This is a genomic window from Enterococcus gallinarum NBRC 100675 (assembly GCF_001544275.1).
GTDB lineage: Bacteria > Bacillota > Bacilli > Lactobacillales > Enterococcaceae > Enterococcus_D > Enterococcus_D gallinarum.
In genome coordinates, this window is the sequence record NZ_BCQE01000004.1 from 107,281 (window position 1) to 128,284 (window position 21,004).

Genomic DNA, 21,004 nt, shown 5'->3' on the forward strand with positions numbered 1-21,004 from the left:
GCCAAAGTGGTGACTTTGGCTTTTTCACAAACAGCGATTATTTATCGTCGCCGTCTACTTCTTCAAAATCGGCGTCTACCACATCGTCTGCGCCGCCTTGTGCAGCTTCTGGATTTTCTTGTGCTTGTTGTTGTGCAGCTTGCTCATACAACTTCACTGTCAAGTTTTGTACGATTTCGTTTAATGCATCGCGTTTTGTTTTCATTTCTTCGATATTGTTTGCATCGACAGCAGCTTTCAACTCATCACGAGCTTCTTCCGCTTTCTTCACTTCATCGGCATCTACTTTGCCTTCAAGTTCTTTCAATGTTTTGTCAACAGTGAAGAGTAATGCGTCAACATCATTACGTAAATCAACTTCTTCTTTACGTTGTTTGTCTGCTTCCGCATTTGCTTCCGCATCTTTAACCATCCGTTCAATTTCTTCATCGGTTAGACCTGAAGAAGATTTGATCGTGATTTTTTGTTCTTTTTGAGTTCCTAAATCTTTTGCAGATACATTTACGATACCATTTTTATCAATATCAAATGTTACTTCGATTTGTGGAATTCCTCGAGGTGCTGGTGGAATTTCCGTTAATTGGAATCTTCCTAATGTCTTGTTGTCAGCAGCCATTGGACGTTCACCTTGTAGGACATGGATGTCTACAGCAGGTTGATTGTCTGCAGCTGTTGAGAAAACTTGTGATTTGCTTGTTGGGATCGTTGTATTGCGATCGATCAACTTCGTAAAGACGCCGCCCATTGTTTCGATACCCAATGATAATGGTGTGACATCAAGTAAAACGACATCTTTCACATCACCAGTGATCACGCCACCTTGAATCGCAGCACCCATTGCCACTACTTCATCTGGGTTCACTGATTTGTTTGGTTCTTTATTGGTTTCTTTGCGAACTGCTTCGACAACTGCAGGAATCCGAGTTGATCCACCGACTAAGATCACTTCATCGATTTCAGATTGTGAAAGACCAGCATCTTTTAGCGCTTGACGTACAGGAACTTTTGTCCGTTCGACTAAATCAGCGGTTAATTCATCAAATTTTGCCCGTGTCAATGTCATTTCTAAGTGCAATGGACCAGCATCGCCAGCTGTAATAAATGGCAAGCTGATTTGTGTGCTTGTCACACCTGAAAGGTCTTTTTTCGCTTTTTCAGCAGCGTCTTTCAGACGTTGCAATGCCATTTTGTCTTTACCTAAATCAATTCCATTTTCTTTTTTGAATTCTGCAACCATGTGATCGATGATCTTGTTATCAAAGTCATCTCCACCTAGATTGTTGTCCCCAGCAGTAGACAACACATCGAATACGCCATCCCCTAATTCAAGGATCGATACGTCAAATGTACCCCCACCAAGGTCGAAGACTAAGATTTTTTCGTCTTTGTCTGTTTTGTCTAATCCATAAGCTAAAGCTGCTGCCGTTGGTTCGTTGACGATTCGTTCTACTTCTAATCCGGCAATTTTACCAGCATCTTTTGTTGCTTGACGTTGTGCATCATTGAAGTAAGCAGGAACAGTGATAACTGCTTTGTCTACTTTTTCTCCTAGATAATCTTCAGCAAATCCTTTGATATATTGTAGGACCATTGCAGAGATTTCTTGAGGAGTGTATGATTTCCCTTCAACTTCTACTTTATAGCCAGCTTCACCCATATGACGTTTGATTGATGAAATCGTGTTAGGGTTCGTAACTGCTTGACGTTTAGCAACTTCCCCTACTTGGATCTCGCCGTTTTTAAATGAAACAACAGATGGTGTTGTACGATTTCCTTCTGGATTGGTGATGATTTTTGCTTCGCCGCCTTCTAGGACAGCAACAGCTGAATTAGTTGTACCTAAGTCAATACCGATAATTTTACTCATAAGTAATACGCTCCTTTTCATTCATCGTTCTTTTTTATTTATTGTGCTACGATAACCATACTTGCACGCAAGACACGATCATGCAGCTTATAGCCTTTTTGCAATACTGTGACGATCGTATCCGCAGGCACATCTTCTGTCGCGGGCACGGTTTGTACCGCTTGATGAAGATTTGGATCAAAAGTTTCTCCTTCAGCAGGAATTTCTTCGATTCCTTCTTCTTTCAACGCTTGACGCAAACTTTCCAGCACCATTTCGACCCCTTTTTTCAAGTTAGCCGCTTGGTCTTCTTCAACATTTGCTGCCATTGCCCGTTCCAAATTATCGATCGCTGGCAATAATTTTTTGCCCAAATCTTGCGAACGATATTTTTGTAGCAATTCGCGTTCATTGCGGTTTCTTGCTGTAATATTGGCGATTTCGGCCCGCGCTCGCAAAAATTGATCTTCCAGTTCATTGTTCTTTTCTTTTAAACTGTCGATCTCGCTTTTTTCTACTTCTGTTTCTGATAGACCAGCTGCATCGATCGCTTCTTCTGACGGTTCTGTCAGAGGCTCCTCAGTCGTTTCAAGATCTTTTTCTAACTGTTCTTCTTTTTCTGACACTTGCTACCATCCCTTCTATAATTCACTTATTTGATCATTCACTGTTTGCATCTAGTGTGCGATAGTAATCAGCCAATGTCATTGCTAATTCTCGACGAAAGACATCCATCAGTCCAAACATTCGCGAATAAGGCATACTAGAAGGACCTAATAAAGCAATCGTCCCTTGGCCATGACCTTCGATGTCATAGCTTGCTTGAATCAAACTCATATTTTGGAGTAATTCATTTCCTAGTTCCTGACCAATGCGGATCTGAATAGCAGAATCTCTCGGTGCCAATAATTGTGTAAGTTCCTCTGCGTTTTTCATGAAAGAGTACATCGACTTGAACTGACGAACATCTTGACTTGGTTCAAAATCTAATAGATTCATCCGTCCGCCAACGTAGATTTTCTCTTCAAAGAGGTGACTCAGCATATCATCGAATAAATCAATGATTCCTTCTGTCGTTTGAAAGTACTTGTGCAAAATCATCGGAATCTCTGTTCGCAATCGATGATAGACCGTCATTAGCGGTTCACCCACTAATTTTTCATTGATGATCCGAACCATCTTTTCTAAATCGCTACTATCCATTGATGAAGGTAATGAGAAAATTTGATTTTCAACATTGCCTTTATCCGTAACAATGATAGCAATGATTTGCCGAGCATTCAACGGAACGATCCGAAAGCCAGTCAATTTCCGCTCTTTTACATCCGGTCCTAACGATAAGGCTGTATAACTCGTAAGATTGGATAAGATCGTAGCCGATTGCTGAATGATTTCATTGATTTCATGAAATTCTTTTCCAAAAGAATGGCGAATCGCTTTGATCTCATTTTGATTGACTTTTGATGGTTTTAATAAGTGATCAACGTAATAGCGGTAGCCGGCCATTGAAGGAACACGTCCAGAAGAGGAATGTGTCTTCAACAAGAGACCCGCTTCTTCTAAGGCCTTCATCTCATTGCGGATGGTAGCCGAACTTGCTTCAACCCCATCCTCCATCAATCGTTTGGAGCCCGTAGGCTGACCAGTATCCGTATAATTTTGGATGATGAGGTGTAAAATAGTTTGTTGTCGTTGTGTCAACATCTTATCCACTCCTCCGTTAGCACTCTTTCACATTAAGTGCTAACACGATTATAAATATACCATATTCCCTACGAATGTCAAGAATTTGATACAGATTTTTAGCACTCTTATAGTTAAAGTGCTAACTCGCTTCATTGCCCATTTACCAAAAAAAGAAGACCGAAAACAGCTCGATCTTCTTGGTTATTCTTAACTTAATAAAAATTTTTCAAATACATCATTGCCGATAAACATCCCAGACTTTGTTAAATAAACGCGGTCTTCTTCTGAGACTAGCCAACCCTTTTTAGAAAGTTCTTCAACGACATTGCCATAGATCGAATCAAAAGAACAGGCAAATTTATCTGCAAAGGCTGTTTTCGATACACCTTGTTTCTTCCGTAATCCAAGAAACATTTCTTCTTCCATTTGATTGCTGGTCGTTAACGATTCTGTTTCATGGATCGGCAGTTGGTCTTCCCTCAATGGACGCAGATAGTGCTGGATCGGTCCAAAGTTTTTGTATCTCGTCTGTCCGATATAACCACTCGCTCCGGCGCCAAATCCGTAATAGTGTTCATTATTCCAATAAACAAGATTGTGCTTAGACTCATATCCTGGCCGGGCAAAATTACTGATCTCATATTGTGATAAGCCAGCTTTAGCCATTGCAGCGATGGCTTCTTCAAACATTTGCGTCTCAGATTCCTGAGAAGGCAACTCCATTTTTCCTTGCCTTACCCAATTCATGAACATCGTTTTGTTCTCTAAAATCAGTGAATACATAGCATAGTGAGGCAAACCTAAATCAATCGCTCGTGTTAGCGTATCTCGAAAACTTTCCATCGTTTGTCCAGGTAAAGCATAAATCAGATCGATCGTAATATTTTGAAAATCGTGTTTATCTAACAACTGAATCGTTTGGTAGACATCGTCTGCCGTGTGCTTGCGGCCAATTTTCTTTAACAAGCGGTTGTCAAAAGTCTGCACCCCCATCGACAACCGATCAATGCCCAGATTTTTCAAAACTAGCAATTTATCTTCCGTTAAATCCCCAGGATTGGCCTCTACCGTAAATTCTTTGGTCGTTTGCGTGGGCAGTAATTCATGTACGCCCGTAATCAGACGGTCTAGTTGCGCAGCCGAAAGGGAAGTCGGCGTTCCGCCGCCAATATAAATCGTCTCACAAGTAGTGATTGGTTGTTTGCTCACCGTTAGAGCGATTTCTTTCAGCAAACAGTCGATGTATTCATCAACCGGTTGCCCTTCTAAAAAAACTTTATTAAAGTCACAGTAATAGCAAATATGTTCACAGAATGGGATGTGAATATAGGCAGAAAGCTTGCTTCCTGTGTATTTGGTTGAATCTTTCATTTGTTTTCGTTCTCCTTACGTCGAAAAGTCGTACCGATTTTCGACCACTCTTTACACGGTGATCACAAAGCTGACCTTCAGCATTAAGTCTGAATCTGCAAAAATATTAAAACTATTTCACAGATTCCTCCTTAATTGCTCAGGTCATAACGCTTTGCTTACAACCTCTCTTATACGCATACTAAACGTATTTAGCAAACAAATCCACTAAAAAATCCAAAAAAGGTGAACATAAAACTAATGATCTTCCACGAGAACACCGAGCAAATGTTGGTGCCAGTATTCTCATGGCAAATAATCAAGCGCTTCCTTACGCATTAAAAAAAGGCAGAAATTTTGACGAAGTAGCCAACTACTTTTTCATTAGTAAAGCAGCCCTACGAAAAAGAATCCTCCAGTACTTAGAATTGACTGGAGGGTATACTTCTGAAGAAGCGTATAGGTTATTTAAAAAATAATTCTATAGAAACAAACTACCGATACTTCATTGTTAACATAAAAATTAGCTCTATAGATTATATTTCAAAGATTTTTAACACTTGCCGTTGTAGAATTAAACTTTCAAATAAATAGCCTTTATTTATTTTTTCTGCTAGTTAGCTATCAATTAACTAGAAAAAATTATAATGGAAATTTATTTTGTAAGTAATCATAATCACTTATTGGTAGATAGGGTTTGAGTACAATAAAAAATTTTTCCATATCTTCAATTAATTCTTTATTGCTCAATTCACTAAAGATTCTAACCATGCCTTCTATAAAACTAGGATTTATAATAATATAGCTTTTTTTTAGTAAAATTCGAATCATTTCTATTAATGATTTAAACTGCCATTCTACGTACTCATTTAATTGATAGATATAAGCAAATTCATATTCTTTCATCTTAACCTTTTTACTAATAGAGGCTTCCTGAAGCAAGTTAGTAAATTTTGAGGCAATAGTTTTCTTACTCTCCCCTAACTTTAATAAGAAAAAGGAGGCAGTTTGTTCTACAAATACTTCATTTTTTAAAAAGTACTCAATCCAATCTATTACCACTCTTTCTTTGTCAAAATGTTCATTTTCAAATAGTATTCTTAAAAATGAATGATTTATTTGTTTTTTATAGTTTATATTTTTATCAAATGTAATTTGGTTATTAGTTGGACAGATTTTATATAACATTATGGATATAATATTATTCATACAAAAATTATCCGAAAACTCTTCATTTTCTAATAACGAAACAGCAGTCTCAGCAAACAAATCCATTATTTCTTCTTCCCTTGAAACATATCTATGGCAATATCCAATAAACATATTTTGTGTCGGAAATACAGTAGAATTTTTCATATAATAATTGATATTTCTTCCTATTAAATATTCTCTATATGGCATCTGTAACAAATTTATTTCATTTAAAAATGTTTTCACATAATATTCTAATATATCTTCATTAATTTCTTCAATAATACTATAATACTTTCCTAAATCTGTATTTATAAAATCATTCAATTCTATAAACTTTGACTTATCTTTATTTAGAAAAATACTTTTTGTGCTTAATAAATGTGGCTTAATATCTTCAAATAATACACGAAAAATCATATTGTCTTTATCTGATATTCTTTTTACTAAAGCTTGTAAAATTTGTTTCTCTTCATAAGAAATTTTTTTTGTGTCTTTGAGTTCCAGTTTCTCAACAAATAATTCTGCAATTCTTGTATCAATATACTTATTTTCCATAGCAGTATCAATCATAGACACAATAGATGGTGTTAATTTGGAAAGTAGCACTGGTTTATTTATTAATTTTTCTAGAAATTTTTCGTTATAACTTGCATTCTCTTTCCAATTTTCTAATGTATTTAAATTTCTAATTATTTCTTTGTTCTGACCTTCTATGCTTTGTTCCTTCAAAAAGTTTCCCTCAACTTTATTATTGCTCCAGTCAGGAATCTTATCTAATAAGTCTACTAATATTTCAACCTGATAATCATTTGTTAGTGGCGAAACAGGAACAAATGGAAAAGTTTGTACCCATCCTCCATTAATAGGTCCTATCCCATCGATATATTTTTCTTTCGTTTTTAATCCATGTTTTTTTACATATCTGTTCATTTCTTCCCCATAAAGCTTATACTTAAGATCTATGAATCCATTCAATCTATCTATTAATTCTTCAGAAAGACTTTCTTCATCTAAATCCACGTTTACGAATATTCTCTGAATAATTTTGATTTCAAGAAATCCATCGGGATACTCATTACTCCCTTCAATTCGTAAAGTACCATCATTAATAATTTTTGTTAGTAATTTCACTGGGGTATATTCTAATAAAAATGAAAAATCATGGACCATCCAATTATCACTTTGTTCTTTAACAGCCTCAACTAGAATGTTAAAACTTTCTCTTGTAAAATCAAAAATCAAATTATCTTCTTCTACAAAAAAAAGAGATTTTTCTTCCCTAATAGATTCAACTAAGTGAGCACATCTGAAAAAGTCATCCTTTATTCTGTGGTTTAAAAACTCTAAGGATATAAAAGGTTTTAAATAGGTAAGGTACTGCTGAATTCTTTCGCGGTCATTCATTTTCACTGTCATTTTATCTACTATTGAAATAACATCTTTCTCTACAGAATAATTCCAAGTTTTAATATTCTTAATCTTTTCATAAATAATGACTTTAGTTTCTTCTTCTATATCTTCAAATCTTGTATTTATTACATTCCACAAATTACCAAAAACAGCTGAATTACAAATATAATCTTCCAAAAATAAATTAGATTTTGATAAATATTTAAGTACTATATTTAACTGCGTAGAATCATATTTTTTATATTCAAGAAATATTGAATCTAAAATATAGAAATTACCTATTTTTAAAGTCCCATTCACTCTTTTAATAAATACCTTTTCATCAATCATTAAAAAGTCAGTTCCTTTCTTAACTCCTCTGGATCGGCAGGAGCACTCTCTCTTAGCTCATGAAATCTTTCACCAATTTTCTTTATAAAAACTGGGAGGTCACTAAATTCAGTTCCAAACCAAATAATCTCAACATTATGTTCAATTTTGTAGTATTTTTCAATAATGTTCTTCTTTCTCTGGTTAACTGGATCACTAGGATTTAATTGATCTAATTTCATAAGAGCGTATGAAGTTAAATTACTAAACTCCTCTAAGTTTTTAAGTAAAGATAAAATCTCATCTTCCTCCATGCTACAACCTATAAAAAGAAAGACCGGAGAATTTTTATCTTTTAATAATTGCGAAATTTTATTATAATTTTCTCCTAAGAAATAGGCATTAGAGTAGGATTTTGCTGAACTTACAAAAAATTCCGGGTTACAATCAATATCCGGTACACCATGAATATGAATTATACTGTTTTGTTCAACAGCTCCATTGATTTCAGTAATATTTCGAATTTTAATTGGAGTTTTTGAAATAGAACGTTCATAGCTTTTTTCAATCTGATCATCATAGTTAGTTGTTATAAAAATAGGCTCAAATTTAACTAATTCATCTAAAATCTCATTTTTTGCAATAGTAGGTTCGATTTCAGTAAAAAGTTTTCTCTCAAAGTCAAGCACATGTCTGTTGTAGAGCTCCAATGTTTTTTTACTGTCATGTGCCTCACAATAATCTTTTAATATAAAGTTTACTAAATCAACTTTACGCTTGTTAGATACAGGCATATGATGCAACGACTCTAAAAAAAGAGTATCATTCATATCGACAGTATTTCTATTTGTTTCTGGTTCCGCAACTAATTCATCTAAGTGATATCTCCAATAATCTATAAGTTGTTTTACATACTGATTCCAATCAGGATAACCCTGAGCGATTGAAACTCCTGCCCCGATGAAGCACACAAATGAAAGTTCATTTTTTGCCTCAACTAACCTAGATACTAGGACTTCTTCCTTTTGCTTACTATTATAACTAGTTATATTTGTATCTTCGTCCATAATACCCTCCCGAACAAATCTATTCATTTTTTCTTCTTCATTATATATCAAATCTTCTAATATTTATTCTTAAAATCAAAAAGTTTAAATCTATAATTTCTAACCTATACTAATTAACAGAAAACACAACTTTGGACTATAAAAACAAAGATACTAGCTTATAACTACTAGCATCCTCGTACATTCATTACTATTTTTCAGTTTACATAATGCACATTTTGCTAAGTACTAATTGTATTCAAAGAGAGAAACAATATCTTTAGTTACTAATGAAAACGTATTAGTAATAAGGTGAATGCAAGTGTAAAAAAATCCTAGATACACATAAAACTTAAATCCCATTAAATAACATTCTGTTTTCAGATAGTCAGATCTTGATATACTTTTCCCAATGTTTTGTCGTACTATTTTTTTATTCTCCATAAAAAGCTAATACCTAAACTAAAATATAACATACTTAAGAAACATAAACTTATTCAAACCGCTAAATATATCAAATTATCCTTCCTTCATCCTTCTCAATATGTACTGTCAAAGGTTTATGTCCATTTGTCGTTTTTTCCATCCCCCCTATCCAAACCTTCTGCAATAATTCCACCAGCTGATGTCCTTACTAGCGCTAGTGCAATTTCAATTGCAGCTAAAGCTTTACCTCGTACTGTCGTTATACCAATTTAAGCAACAATGACATTTTCTGCGACTCGAGCTATGTTTCGTTTATTGTTTCTAATTATTGCCTTAACAGTAATAGCACTAGCATTCGCAAGACCCAAACCCAGTACGATTAAACCAGCGTCTATTACTCCGGCAACAAAACCAGTTGCATTCCACCAATTCTTTCCTACACCACGCAATCTTGGGCTAAAACCAGTTAATGTCAGATAGTCATTTACTGCTTGTGCAATTCTCAACTCATCGTCATGAGTCACAATCAACTCGCCGTTCTCATCAAAGATTGGTTGCACATCTTTATATTCATCTTTGATTTTTTCAAGTGCTAGTTGAGATTTTTGCTGTTCTTCTAGATACAAAAATGACGGATCTATAGCACCCAAATTTTCTGTGGAAGTTGTATCATTTTTCTGCAGTTCAAGTGCTGAAGCCACCATACTTCCCTAGAAAGAAAAACAGATGAAACACTTAGTACAGCTACTGCATAAACACCAATCTTCATTTTAGAACTTTTCTTTGTCATTATATATCCTCCAAAACTTTATGATTTGTCTTTAAAAGACAAATTCAATGTAATCTAATAACATAGTTATTATTCATAATTGTCATAAAAAGTTGTTTTGGATTCATAAACGTCAAATCTTCTTACAGAAAAAGAATTGATGAATACAGACAAATATTTGGAGATTATTTCCATCAACAAAATAAAAAAAGTCATATACATATTTCCGATATGACTTCAGCAACCAATTATTTTTTATCCAACTCTACTAACTTTCGCTGCTTACGATTCGCTTAGTCCGCTACATATTTCATCACCGTTTTAAACTCTTTAGCGGTAGCGTTTTCGGATAAGTCAGCAATACTTTTATGATATTTTTTTACGATTTGCTGTACTTGTTCTTTTTCAGTCATATAAATTCTCCCCCGATTCCTCTGAAGTATATCGTACTGGTAGTACTAAACGAATATTATCTGCCGCATAATACACTTCAGAAACATTATTTTGGTAGTCTTTGATCATGATATGAAGAACGACTTCAGGGTGTCTTTCCTTTATTTTTTCAATATTTTCTCTAGACTTGAAGAATGCGTTGATAAAAATTTTCTTTGGTACATGAAGTCCCTCAGCGACTTCACGTTTTCGAGTAAAATCCCAAGCAGTTTGTGGATCTTGATAAACATAAAAAATCGTCACACGAAAATTATTTTTCAACGCTCTAAGGATATTTTTTTCAGCATTAAGAATAGCAAAAGTATATTTATTATACGATATTTTTAAAAAAGAGATAGTGATAAATCTAATTCTTATAGTAGAGTCACAGTAATAGCAAATATGTTCACAGAATGGGATGTGAATATAGGCAGAAGTACTGGTGGGAAGTGTATTGATTGGAATCTTATTCATGGTTTGCATTTTTTTATTCCTTTCATAGATCAAATCGACATTCAACTGCATAAATACGACTCACTGCAAATGAACCTGATCCGAGGTATATCCGCTCCCCATTCTATCATAAGTAAGAATATCTCGAAATGACTCTGTTTAAAAAGCAGTAAGAGACAGATCTCACTGCTATCTGTTAATAAGAATACAATCGCATGCGCAAAATTTTAAAATCTTCACCGATAAATGGGAAATAGGCTTCATCCCCATTCAGGCGAAGATTTGTCAGCCATTGCCCATCTTGTAGAATCCCCTCTTCTAAAGAAAGGATACCTACCGGATTAGAACCCTGCTGCGCTTGCAGATCCAATGCGAAATTAGCACCGGTGAGATAGTAATATTCTTTGTGTTTAATGATCAGACCTGCGGAATTGATCATTTTGTCTCGAGAAAATAATTTGATTGCCCAACGATCCTGTCCATTTTCATACACAACTTGGTTCTGAGCCCCTTCTTTTTTAAATGAGAAGATATGAGCTTCCTGATCTTGCAACAGAGGCTCAAGGGCGGCAATGATTCGATACCCTTGGTTTAAATGAGGCAGTGTATCGGAAGAATCAAAGGCGTCTTTCGCTAAACCTAACTGGGATAAAAAGCGGTAATCCTGACTAGTATCATCCGTTAGAAGATCTTCGATACCAAAAGGCGAATAGCCGATTGCTCCTTGACCAAAAGCATAAAATAGATTCGAAATATATCTTTTGTCAATTCGAGTTTCCGGAATTAACAACGGCTGATCATTCCCATATTCCGCGATGATCGGTTTGATTTCTTCTTCGTAAATATCTGGTGCAATAAAATCCAACTGCGAGGCAATATCTTTCCAAACTTGCCAAGTGGTGGATACAGCGCCACCACTGGGATATTCTCCCGGCCGCTTGCCTGGCTTTTTGAGCCATACATTCGTAAATAACGGCAACGCTAAACGTTTTCTTGCAATCTTTGCATAGTCTTGGATTGCTGCGGCATAATGATATGCCATAAACACTTCATCCCCAAAGGGTACTTCTGACCATTGTTTAGCTCCGGGATAGAGGTTTCTGATTTCTTGCGGCAACGCCATCTGATAGACTTTTTCTGCTGCTAACGAATGATCACGACTAGTGCCAAGACTACCAATCTCATTTTCAATCTGCACCATTCTGATGAAGGCCCGCAAAGGATGGCTTCCCAAATAGTCGCAGATGGCGGCAAAGGCTGATTGAGCCTGTGCTATCACATCTTTACATAGCGGACTATAACTATTCATCTTGTTTCCGGCGCTATCCTCTATGCGAAAATATTTGGGATCCGTTTTGATCCATTCAGGAACATACGTGGATAAGCCATTCTTCCAAAGGCCAAACCACAAAAAAATCACATCGATTTTCTTCTCAGCGGCATTTTCCAAATGGGAATCAATTAATGAAAAATCAAACTGATTAGGCTGTGGTTCAATCAGCTCCCAATAAATAGGTATCAAAAGGGTATTGATCGCAACTTTGTCAATCTTATCCCATACTTTTTCCTCCATGTAAGCGATAGATGAAGCAGTGGAGTTATGGACTTCTCCTCCTAGTATCAATTTTTGAGAATGCTGTCGTTGTTTCATCATTGTCCTCCTTTTTTTCTCAGACAGATAGTCAAGTGTCGATCGACTATCCCTCCCATGTAGTTGCAAGCGTTTTTAGTCGTAATTCCATTATAGGAATCTTCTAAAATAAGTTATACTAAAAAAAGAGAATTCATACTAAAAAACAGAAATGAGGTTTTTGATGAATCGAGCAGCACTAGAATCAATTGTGAAAAAACTCTACGATAAATATTTGATTCCTTTATTTATCTTCGATGAAAAACAGCAAGTGGTGATTCCTCGTAATTCCTTCATAACTGATAAACAAGTAGCGGAACATTTTTTCCTTACCAGCCAATCGAATGAATTGGATGTGGTGACGTTTTTTGAAGAAGGTGACTTTTTTTTCAGCAGCTTTACTTGTGTTCTACCAGATTCTTCAATTGGCAATGTGCTGATTGGACCTTGCGGGATATTAGGTACTAATAAAAGAGCATTTCCTTTTCAGGGATATGATTACATTGCTGGGGTGCATTACTCGAAAGAAAGTCGAGAATCTTTTGTCGCTTTCGTTGAATTGTTTTACACGATTCTAAAAGGAGCCATCCCTGATGCCAACAAGTTTCGTTGGAGCGTTCCAGAGAAACAAGCAAATTCCAATACGTCCACCCTATTAGAAGAAAATCTTTATCAACGACGGTTAGAGGACCCGTATTTGGACTCCTTTGAATTTGAGAAACGTTACGTAGAGGCTGTACGCCGAAATCAACCTGAAAAAATTCTTTGGCTATTCCATAAAATGAGCAGCACCTACAGCGTCGAACTAGCAAACAACAAGCTAGAAAGTTTGAAATACAAGTATTCAGGCTTGATTACCATTCTAACTCGGGTCAGTATCAATGAAGGCGTTCCGGTGAGTCAAGCCTATGGGTTATCCGATACACTACTCCAAAAACTACAAAATATTTATGACGTTCAGGAATGTTTGACCCATATTCAGGAAAGTACTTATCATTTCATGAGATTGATCCATGCATTTCCTACCCAGAAAAGTTTTTTGATCAGAAGTCTCATCAATTACATCGATACGCATATTTACGATAAAATTACCTTAAACGATTTGGCTGAATTTACTGAAAAACACCCTACCCATCTGAGCACAGAATTCAAAAAACATGTAGGGCAAACGATCCACACCTATATCAATCAGCAAAAGATAGCGGAAGCAAAGCATTTGTTATTGTTTACTGATTATAGCTATAAAGAAATAGCCGCATTGCTTCATTTTTCGAATCAAAGCCACTTTATCCAAGTATTCAAGCAATTTGAGATCATTTCTCCTAAAGAATATCGAAAAAACTATTTCTCAAGTGTCTTTTGCTCAACTGATAGTTGATGGATCAACTTATAAACTCTCTCTAAATAAGATTTTTAACCGTTTTTTTTCTGCCCTCGATAAAAAAGGAGTGGATTTCTCCACTCCTTAAAAGACTCATGTTTTGGGGGAACTACTGCTCACAGTAATTTTTTTGCTAACAACGACTTATTTAACTAGGTCTGACCTTAGCATGCTATAGTTAGAAAAAAAGCTCTTCAGGCTTACGTATCCTATCATTGAATAAACATCCGCAAGAGCGAAATCAGATAACGAATCAATCGATAGATCAAAAACAAGAAAAACAGATTACCTAAAATAAAGCGGAAGCCATTTCCAATGGAGGCACGAAACGAGCGGAAACTAAAGTAACGGGACCATTTGCTAAAAGCAGTTTGTCCATTTCTTCTAATACGATAGGCTTCATCATAAGTGTTCTCCAACATATCATAGTAAAAGATAAAAAGAGGTTGTTTAGGGAAAAATGCTTTTTTGAATCCTGCCATCAACGTATACTTTTTATTAGCAGACGGAAAATTCCGATTGCCGTTTTTCTTGATTCGCACTTGCTGCCCGTTTTTATTTTTGGCAGCATAATAATCTTCAAATTCTACAATTTGATAAATGATCGGTTCGCTATTTTCTTGTTCAAATTCAGCAATTATTTGATCGACTTCTTGCCAACGTAGATAAAGCCAAACAAACAATACGAGCAAAACAGCAATCAAAAACAAATTTAGTAGAAATCCCTCTTGGATCAGCGCTAGATAGGCACAAATAATCAAAAGAGCGATTCCAACAACAATCATTCTTCGTTGGAAATAACTGCGATACATTTGTTCAAAAGATCGCCGATAATAGGCAAAGTCATCTTTTACAAAATTCATCATCGTCCCACTTTCTGAAAGGATCATTTTGTTCAATTTATCAATATCTCTTGAAAATGTCAATTTATCTCTAGAGTGATCGTTTTTTATTTAAATAGAATCATTTCTCTTGACTTCCTATAGGCTACTCGGGTTAAATTAATAGATAGGAAAACGCTTTTAAAAAAATAGAAAGTTGGGAAACTATGAGTCTACTGAATGAAACATTCACACTGAAGAATCAAATTAAAATACCTAAGATCGGATTGGGTACTTGGCAGTCCTCTCCAGAAGATGCTTATCATGCAACAAAATTTGCTCTTGAAAACGGCTATCGTCATGTGGATACTGCTGCTGCCTATAAAAACGAAGCGGCTGTGGGCAAAGCCCTCCGCGATTCTGGTGTTCCTCGAGAAGAGATATTCGTTACGACAAAAATTCCTGCTGAACTGAAGTCTTATCAAGAAGCTGTCGATAGCATCAAACGCTCAATGGCAGAGCTTGACACTGAGTATATCGATCTTGTTTTGATCCATGCTCCACGACCTTGGAAAATCATGAGGGATAATCCGGAGCAAAAAAAATATTTCGAAGAAAATATTGATGTCTGGAAAGCACTGGAAGAAGCGTATCAAAGTGGTTTGATCAAAACGATTGGTGTTTCCAATTTTGACCAAGATGACCTACAAAATATTTTTGACCATTGCGATGTGAAACCAATGGTCAATCAAATCATTTATCACATTGGAAAAACAAATGAAGAGTTGTTGCAATTCTGTAAAGACAACGACATTTTAGTGGAAGGTTATTCACCAATCGCGACTGGTCGCTTGCTAGATAATGCCGACATCAAGAAAATTGCCGAGAACTATCAACGCTCGATTCCTCAATTATCTATTCGTTATCTATTGCAAAAGGACATTTTACCATTGCCAAAATCCGTTCATGAAGAATATATTTTGGATAATGCAAAAGTTGATTTTACCATTTCCGATGAAGATATGGCCTTTTTGGATCAACTCTAAACGCCCCTAACGCAAAAAATCGCTCACCTGCAAAATTATCAACTTGCAGGTGAGCATTTTTATGGTTGTTTTAGACTAATTGTTCAAAGGTTCCCCAGACTTTTACGTCTTTTTTATCGACCATCACTTTTCCTTTAGCGATCACCGTTTCAACATCTAGCGTATCCTTATTCAATAGACAAAGGTCGGCATCCATTCCAGGAGCGATGCGGCCTTTTTGAGCCAACTTCAAAATCTTTGCTGGATTAGAAGTAATTGCTCGCAGTGCGATCTCCAAAGGAATGTCTTCTACTTGGACAGCTTCTTTGATTCCTACCATTAAAGCTCGGGAACTGCCTACCCCAAGTCCAATGAATTGATTGTTTTCATCAAAGTAAGGCAGGCTTCCTTGACCATCCGATGTCATGGTGAATTGATCCAATCCGATACCTTCATCTAACAAACGTTTTAGCCCTTTACTAAAGCGAACTTCATCATCTTCTCTTTCCCAAAAATCTGGATCTTCACTGGCAGTAAAATCGATGGTGCCCCCCATTTTCGCAAAAGCGATACTTGCTTCAAACAACTCACTTGTCCGATTTGCATGAGTCGGTAAAAATTGACTAATAGGGATCTCAGTCTCCTCCACTGTTCGTAGCAAGAGTTCGTATTGTCGCTTGCCACCACCTAAGTGCACATTGATGATCCCCGCTTTTCCTGAGAGCATGCCCCCTACTCGAGCATCTGCTACAGCACGAGTAAATTCTTCAAAACTAGGTTGTGACGAACGGTGATCTGAGACCGCAATTTCACCAATGCCAATCACTTTGTCGATCGTCAAAAAGTCCTTGATCAATGAATCCGTCACTGGATCAAGAGGCAATCGATACGAACCATCATAGACATAAGTCGAGATTCCTTCCGCTTCTAAACCTTTGGCTTTACTGATCAATGCCACCATGTCACGCCCAACACCATCGGTTCCTAAACAGCCGACAACCGTTGTGACTCCAGCAGTTGTCAGCTGGCTAAGGGTTACTTCAGGCGTTCGGTTCTGGTAGCCCCCTTCCCCGCCACCACCTAAGATATGGAAATGGCAATCGATGAATCCGGGTGTCGCAATCAATGAAGAACCATCGATTTCTTCAATAGTTAGTTGATCAAAGCCGCCACTGATTTGATCTTCGATGGCAACAATTTTGTCATTGATCACTAAAATATCTTTTTTTCCTAAATATTCTGGTGCATAAACTTCCGCTTGACGAATAAGCTTCATTCTCGCAGCTCCTCTCTTATTGCAGACCAATCGCTACAGCGATAAAGATAAAGATCGTACCTAACACAAACAGAAATCCTTGCATTTTAATTTGGAACTTCGCCCATTTTGCCCATTCGATTCGGGCAACGCCAAGCACACCGATCAAGCTGGCAGATACTGGAGTGAATGCATCCATGAATCCGGAACCTAATTGATAAGCTAAAACGGCGATCTGTCTGGAGACACCCACAAGATCAGCTAATGGCGCCATGATCGGCATTGTCAATGCTGCTTGACCTGAGTTCGAAGTAACAACTAAATTGAATAAGCTTTGGAAAATATACATGAACCAAGCACCGATAAAGGCTGGCACACCGCTTAGCAATCCGCCGATGCTGTGTAGGATCGTATTCAACGCTGAAGGCACATTGGCATCGGAACCACCTAGAACAAGCAGGATTCCTTTTGCCATCCCAACAACAATCGCTGTTCCGGCCAAATCAGCTGCACCTGATTGAAAAGCACTTGCTACATCGTTCAAGCCCATGTCTTCTAACTTGAAGATCACAGCAATCAGACCTGCACCTAAGCCCATCACAAAGAATTGTGAAGCAATTTCTGGAATATAGTACCCTTTTTGTGTCACTCCCCAGACGATCCAAATCAAAACTGCCAGCATTTCAAGCAAAATCAGTTTATGCCCCAAAAGAAACGGCTTGTTTTCATCAGATGTCTTCTGGATATGGTCGCGGAAGTAGGCATCCGATTTGTAAGTCAATGATTTCTCTGGATTCTTACGAATACGTTCTGCATACACCATCAAATATGCAGCTGATAAGCCAGTAATGACTACCCACATGATAATTCGGAAAGTTGCCCCTGAAAGAACTGGGATGCCCGCGATCCCTTGCGCAACCGCCACACTAAACGGACTCATCCAAGAAGTTGCATTCCCGATTTGCGAGGCCACATAGGTGACCGTTACCGCCACGATCGAATCATACCCAAGTGCGATCACAAATGGCACCATGACCATAGAAAAAGGAATTACTTCTTCCGCCATCCCAAAAGTTGCTCCTCCAAATGAAAAAGCAAAGAATAAAAGCGGTAAAGCCAATCGTTCTAATCCTCGTGTCTTACTGATAAAGGCAAAAATCCCAGCATCAATCGCTCCGGTCTTCATAATGATCCCAAATGCGCCACCGACTACTAAGATCAACGCAGCGATCCCCACAGCGGAACCATACTTATCTCCCGAAACCAATCCTTCAAACACAAAGTTCAAGAAACCAAAACCGCCAAAATCGTCTGTTCCCCAAACCTTTGCAGTCTTATGAAGTTTTTCTGATGTATCGTAGATTTTATCTCCATATAACTCATAAAGAACATCATCCGTTAGGGAGAGCTCATCGAGCTTTTCTTGATCAAGTTTCGACTCCCCATCATCTAGCACACTTTGTAGTGCTGCTTGATCGACACCCAATTCTTCTAGCTCTGCTGGATTTTCTTCTAAATTCTCTAACTGCTCGAAGACAAAATCGGTATTAAGCGGATACGCATAACGGAATGAATCTTGTTTCAAAACCGTTCGCGTGCTCACCTCACCATTTGCATCAACATATTCAATCTCTTCCGTACTGAATTTTCCGGCAGGAATCAGAAACGTCAATACCCATGCTACCAGCACTACGCCAAAAATGATCACATACGTGTGTGGCGTTTTCATTTTTGTTAAATCTTTTTTCTTTTTCACCAATTCTCTCCCTTTCACTTTATACATTGACTGCATAAATTATCATTTTCCATCTTTTTTAGTATAGCTGAATTTTGCCCTTTACTCATTGGGAAACCATTAGAATTTGTTGTAAATTCCAGCGAAATAATCTAGGAGAATACTGATGTACCAAACAAGTAATAGACAATAAAAAGTCTTCAAGACAGTAAAATATCTTGAAGACTTTTAGCTGATGCATCTTCTATTTATTCACACGTTTTGCGATCATTGGTAAAATCAGTCCAATCAAGATAAAGATGATCGGTGTGATGATATTCAATGACAATTGGAACAACCAAGCTTTTGGATCAGCAGCATAATCTAATTTTGGTACCATCCCTAAGATACAAGCAAATGCTGTAAATAAGAAACACCATAAACCAATACCAAAACCTAGTTTTGTATTTTTAACAAACTTATAATCTGATGAGAATCGATGTGCTTGTTTATTGATCAGCATGAAGGCTACAAACACCCATAAGTAACGTAATGGCATCACAACTGAATTCAAGTTCAACAACCAGCGATACAATTCAGTCATATTTCCGATACCTAACGCAGGAATGATGATCAAGATGCTGACTAAGATCCCTGTCATGATATATCCATTGATTGGTGTACCTTTTTTGTTTAATTTTGCCAAACCATTTGGTACAAATTCTGGATCTGCATCAGAAAGCAAAATTTTCAACGGCGCATCAATAGAAAATGCTAATGCTGAAATTTGCGCTAATGCATTGGCGATCGAATAAAGAATCACAAATGTATTGCCAATCCCATAGAAATTGCCAAGACGTTGGAATGCTTCATAAGCGCCATTTACCATCAAATCTTCAGGAATATTGTTTGCATCGAACAGCATCCCCATTGCGATTGATCCTAGTAACGCACATAAAGCGACCATTCCAGCTAAAAAGATCATTCCTTTAGGAAATTCTTTGGCAGGGTTTTTCGTGTTGTTGACGTAAGGCGAAATTTTTTCACAGCCACCTACCGCAAACACCAGCATCGAAATCGTCGTTAAGTAAGTAAAATCGAATTTAGGAATATAAGTTGAAACAGTTGTCATATTTGGTGTTGCTACTTGAGCCCCAGTCATCGCTGGTGCTGTTACTGCTAAAATAATAAATAAGATCGACATGACAAACATCGCTGTTCCGGCAATATTACCGATCATCTTCAATGTAGTCAATCCTTTAGATGCGATCCATAAAAAGAAAAGAAAAATAGCTAAACAAATTAATGAGACTTCCATTGATCCGACAGTCGATACGAAAGAGCCGTTCCCTTTAAATAACCAACTCAATGACACCAGGATCCCTTGTGGTTTTTGTGCGAGATAAGGGACGTGAACGACCCAGTAAGTCCAAGCAGCGAAAAAGGCCAAGCGTTTGGTTGAAGTTTCTTTGATCCAAGAGGATACCCCACCGCTTGATTCCTTGAACGTTGATCCTAGTTGACCTACACTCAATGCGTAGGGAACAAAGTATAATGCCATGATCAAGATCCAAGATACAACAACAGTCAATCCCTGTTGTGCATAGTTGTTCACTACATTTCCGAGTCCCCAAACAGAGACAAACGCCATTAGCGCAATATTATACCAGCGCAATTGTTTCTCGTTCATTACTTTCTCCTTTAAACATATAATTTCAGTGATCGAACCGAATTCTCGAATGATCATGATTTCCATGTATCGAGCAAAGTTTATTTGTAAGTCGAATGAGCTGTCCACAACGCTTTTTCACTTCTAACGAACTTCTCGATAACGGTCATTAACATTGACCAGAAATTGAATAGAATATCGCTTTTTTTGACCATCCATTTTGTTTCAGTCATCACCTCATTTTAGAATAAACCCCAAAATTATTTTGGTCAAGAGAAAATAATAACAATTTTCATCGTTTTTTAACAATGAGTTAAGCGATATATAAATAACGAGATAAAAACCCTTATTCAGATTAAAAATAACTTCTATTGCGTTCCGTTCGCTTACTGGAAATTAGCAACTAAACAAATGTTTTTAGAAAAAAAGATAAAACAGAATTTTGGGATTTTTCAGACTTTTCACTATTAATAATTAGAAAAATAATTTTATTCAAGCAAGATATCCCCTTACACTACTCTTCCCGCTAAACAAAGCGAACAGTAATAGAAAAAAACTAACTTATATTTTGTCTAAACTCCAATAAAA

The 21,004-nt window shown here is 36.8% G+C and carries 15 protein-coding genes and 1 pseudogene; 3 read left to right on the plus strand and 13 right to left on the minus strand.

Annotated features, from left to right (window positions below; translation table 11 throughout):
- Positions 1–37: 37 nt before the first annotated feature.
- From dnaK to hemW, 4 genes are all read right to left on the minus strand, one after another.
- Complete coding sequence (dnaK, locus tag EG2_RS02700) at positions 38–1,867, minus strand: molecular chaperone DnaK (RefSeq protein WP_003126397.1); 1,830 nt, start codon at positions 1,865–1,867, stop codon at positions 38–40.
- Between the two features lie 38 nt (positions 1,868–1,905).
- Positions 1,906–2,472: a nucleotide exchange factor GrpE gene (grpE, locus tag EG2_RS02705; RefSeq protein WP_060813351.1), complete on the minus strand. Its 567-nt coding sequence runs from the start codon at positions 2,470–2,472 to the stop codon at positions 1,906–1,908.
- 34 nt (positions 2,473–2,506) lie between these two features.
- Positions 2,507–3,550, minus strand: coding sequence for a heat-inducible transcriptional repressor HrcA (hrcA, locus tag EG2_RS02710; protein WP_060813352.1), 1,044 nt, complete (start codon positions 3,548–3,550; stop codon positions 2,507–2,509).
- A 189-nt stretch (positions 3,551–3,739) separates the two neighbouring features.
- Complete coding sequence (gene hemW, locus EG2_RS02715; RefSeq protein ID WP_060813353.1) at positions 3,740–4,903, minus strand: radical SAM family heme chaperone HemW; 1,164 nt, start codon at positions 4,901–4,903, stop codon at positions 3,740–3,742.
- Between the two features lie 287 nt (positions 4,904–5,190).
- Here hemW and EG2_RS02720 point away from each other — a divergent pair, with 287 nt between their 5' ends.
- Positions 5,191–5,361 carry a hypothetical protein gene (locus tag EG2_RS02720; RefSeq protein ID WP_060813354.1) on the plus strand — a complete coding sequence of 57 codons (171 nt, stop codon included), beginning with the start codon at positions 5,191–5,193 and terminating at the stop codon, positions 5,359–5,361.
- Positions 5,362–5,524: 163 nt separating this feature from the next.
- On the opposite strand, the gene EG2_RS02725 is transcribed toward EG2_RS02720, so the two are convergent.
- The 5 genes and pseudogenes from EG2_RS02725 to EG2_RS02750 all read right to left on the minus strand — a co-directional run bounded on the left by EG2_RS02725 (position 5,525) and on the right by EG2_RS02750 (position 12,572).
- Positions 5,525–7,816, minus strand: a complete 2,292-nt coding sequence (locus EG2_RS02725; RefSeq protein WP_060813355.1) for a hypothetical protein — start codon at positions 7,814–7,816, stop codon at positions 5,525–5,527.
- Entirely contained in the window at positions 7,816–8,862 is a 1,047-nt protein-coding gene (locus tag EG2_RS02730) for an SIR2 family protein (RefSeq protein WP_082709502.1), read from the minus strand. The genes EG2_RS02725 and EG2_RS02730 overlap by 1 nt, the downstream gene beginning before the upstream one ends.
- Positions 8,863–9,536: 674 nt before the next feature.
- Positions 9,537–9,971, minus strand: a complete 435-nt coding sequence (locus EG2_RS19485; protein WP_249024326.1) for a hypothetical protein — start codon at positions 9,969–9,971, stop codon at positions 9,537–9,539.
- Between the two features lie 470 nt (positions 9,972–10,441).
- Positions 10,442–10,792, minus strand: a pseudogene (locus EG2_RS02745) (zeta toxin family protein); the annotation flags it as partial.
- A gap of 325 nt (positions 10,793–11,117) precedes the next feature.
- A complete protein-coding gene (locus tag EG2_RS02750) occupies positions 11,118–12,572 on the minus strand; it encodes a DUF5597 domain-containing protein (RefSeq protein ID WP_060813356.1) in 1,455 nt (484 codons plus the stop codon).
- Between the two features lie 163 nt (positions 12,573–12,735).
- On the opposite strand from EG2_RS02750, the gene EG2_RS02755 reads away from it, so the two are divergent.
- Positions 12,736–13,929, plus strand: coding sequence for an AraC family transcriptional regulator (locus EG2_RS02755; protein ID WP_060813357.1), 1,194 nt, complete (start codon positions 12,736–12,738; stop codon positions 13,927–13,929).
- 215 nt (positions 13,930–14,144) lie between these two features.
- Here the strand turns inward: EG2_RS02755 and EG2_RS02760 are convergent, their stop codons facing one another.
- Complete coding sequence (locus EG2_RS02760) at positions 14,145–14,822, minus strand: hypothetical protein (protein ID WP_255210066.1); 678 nt, start codon at positions 14,820–14,822, stop codon at positions 14,145–14,147.
- 158 nt (positions 14,823–14,980) lie between these two features.
- Here EG2_RS02760 and EG2_RS02765 point away from each other — a divergent pair, with 158 nt between their 5' ends.
- Complete coding sequence (locus EG2_RS02765; RefSeq protein WP_060813358.1) at positions 14,981–15,799, plus strand: aldo/keto reductase; 819 nt, start codon at positions 14,981–14,983, stop codon at positions 15,797–15,799.
- Positions 15,800–15,869: 70 nt separating this feature from the next.
- Here EG2_RS02765 and iadA read toward each other — a convergent pair whose 3' ends face one another.
- The 3 genes from iadA to EG2_RS02780 all read right to left on the minus strand — a co-directional run bounded on the left by iadA (position 15,870) and on the right by EG2_RS02780 (position 20,437).
- Positions 15,870–17,054: a beta-aspartyl-peptidase gene (iadA, locus tag EG2_RS02770; RefSeq protein WP_060813359.1), complete on the minus strand. Its 1,185-nt coding sequence runs from the start codon at positions 17,052–17,054 to the stop codon at positions 15,870–15,872.
- 16 nt (positions 17,055–17,070) lie between these two features.
- Positions 17,071–18,762 (minus strand): putative basic amino acid antiporter YfcC, encoded by a 1,692-nt coding sequence (yfcC, locus tag EG2_RS02775; protein ID WP_249024284.1) that lies wholly within the window; start codon positions 18,760–18,762, stop codon positions 17,071–17,073.
- A gap of 250 nt (positions 18,763–19,012) precedes the next feature.
- Positions 19,013–20,437 carry an APC family permease gene (locus EG2_RS02780; RefSeq protein WP_060813360.1) on the minus strand — a complete coding sequence of 475 codons (1,425 nt, stop codon included), beginning with the start codon at positions 20,435–20,437 and terminating at the stop codon, positions 19,013–19,015.
- Positions 20,438–21,004: the final 567 nt, after the last annotated feature.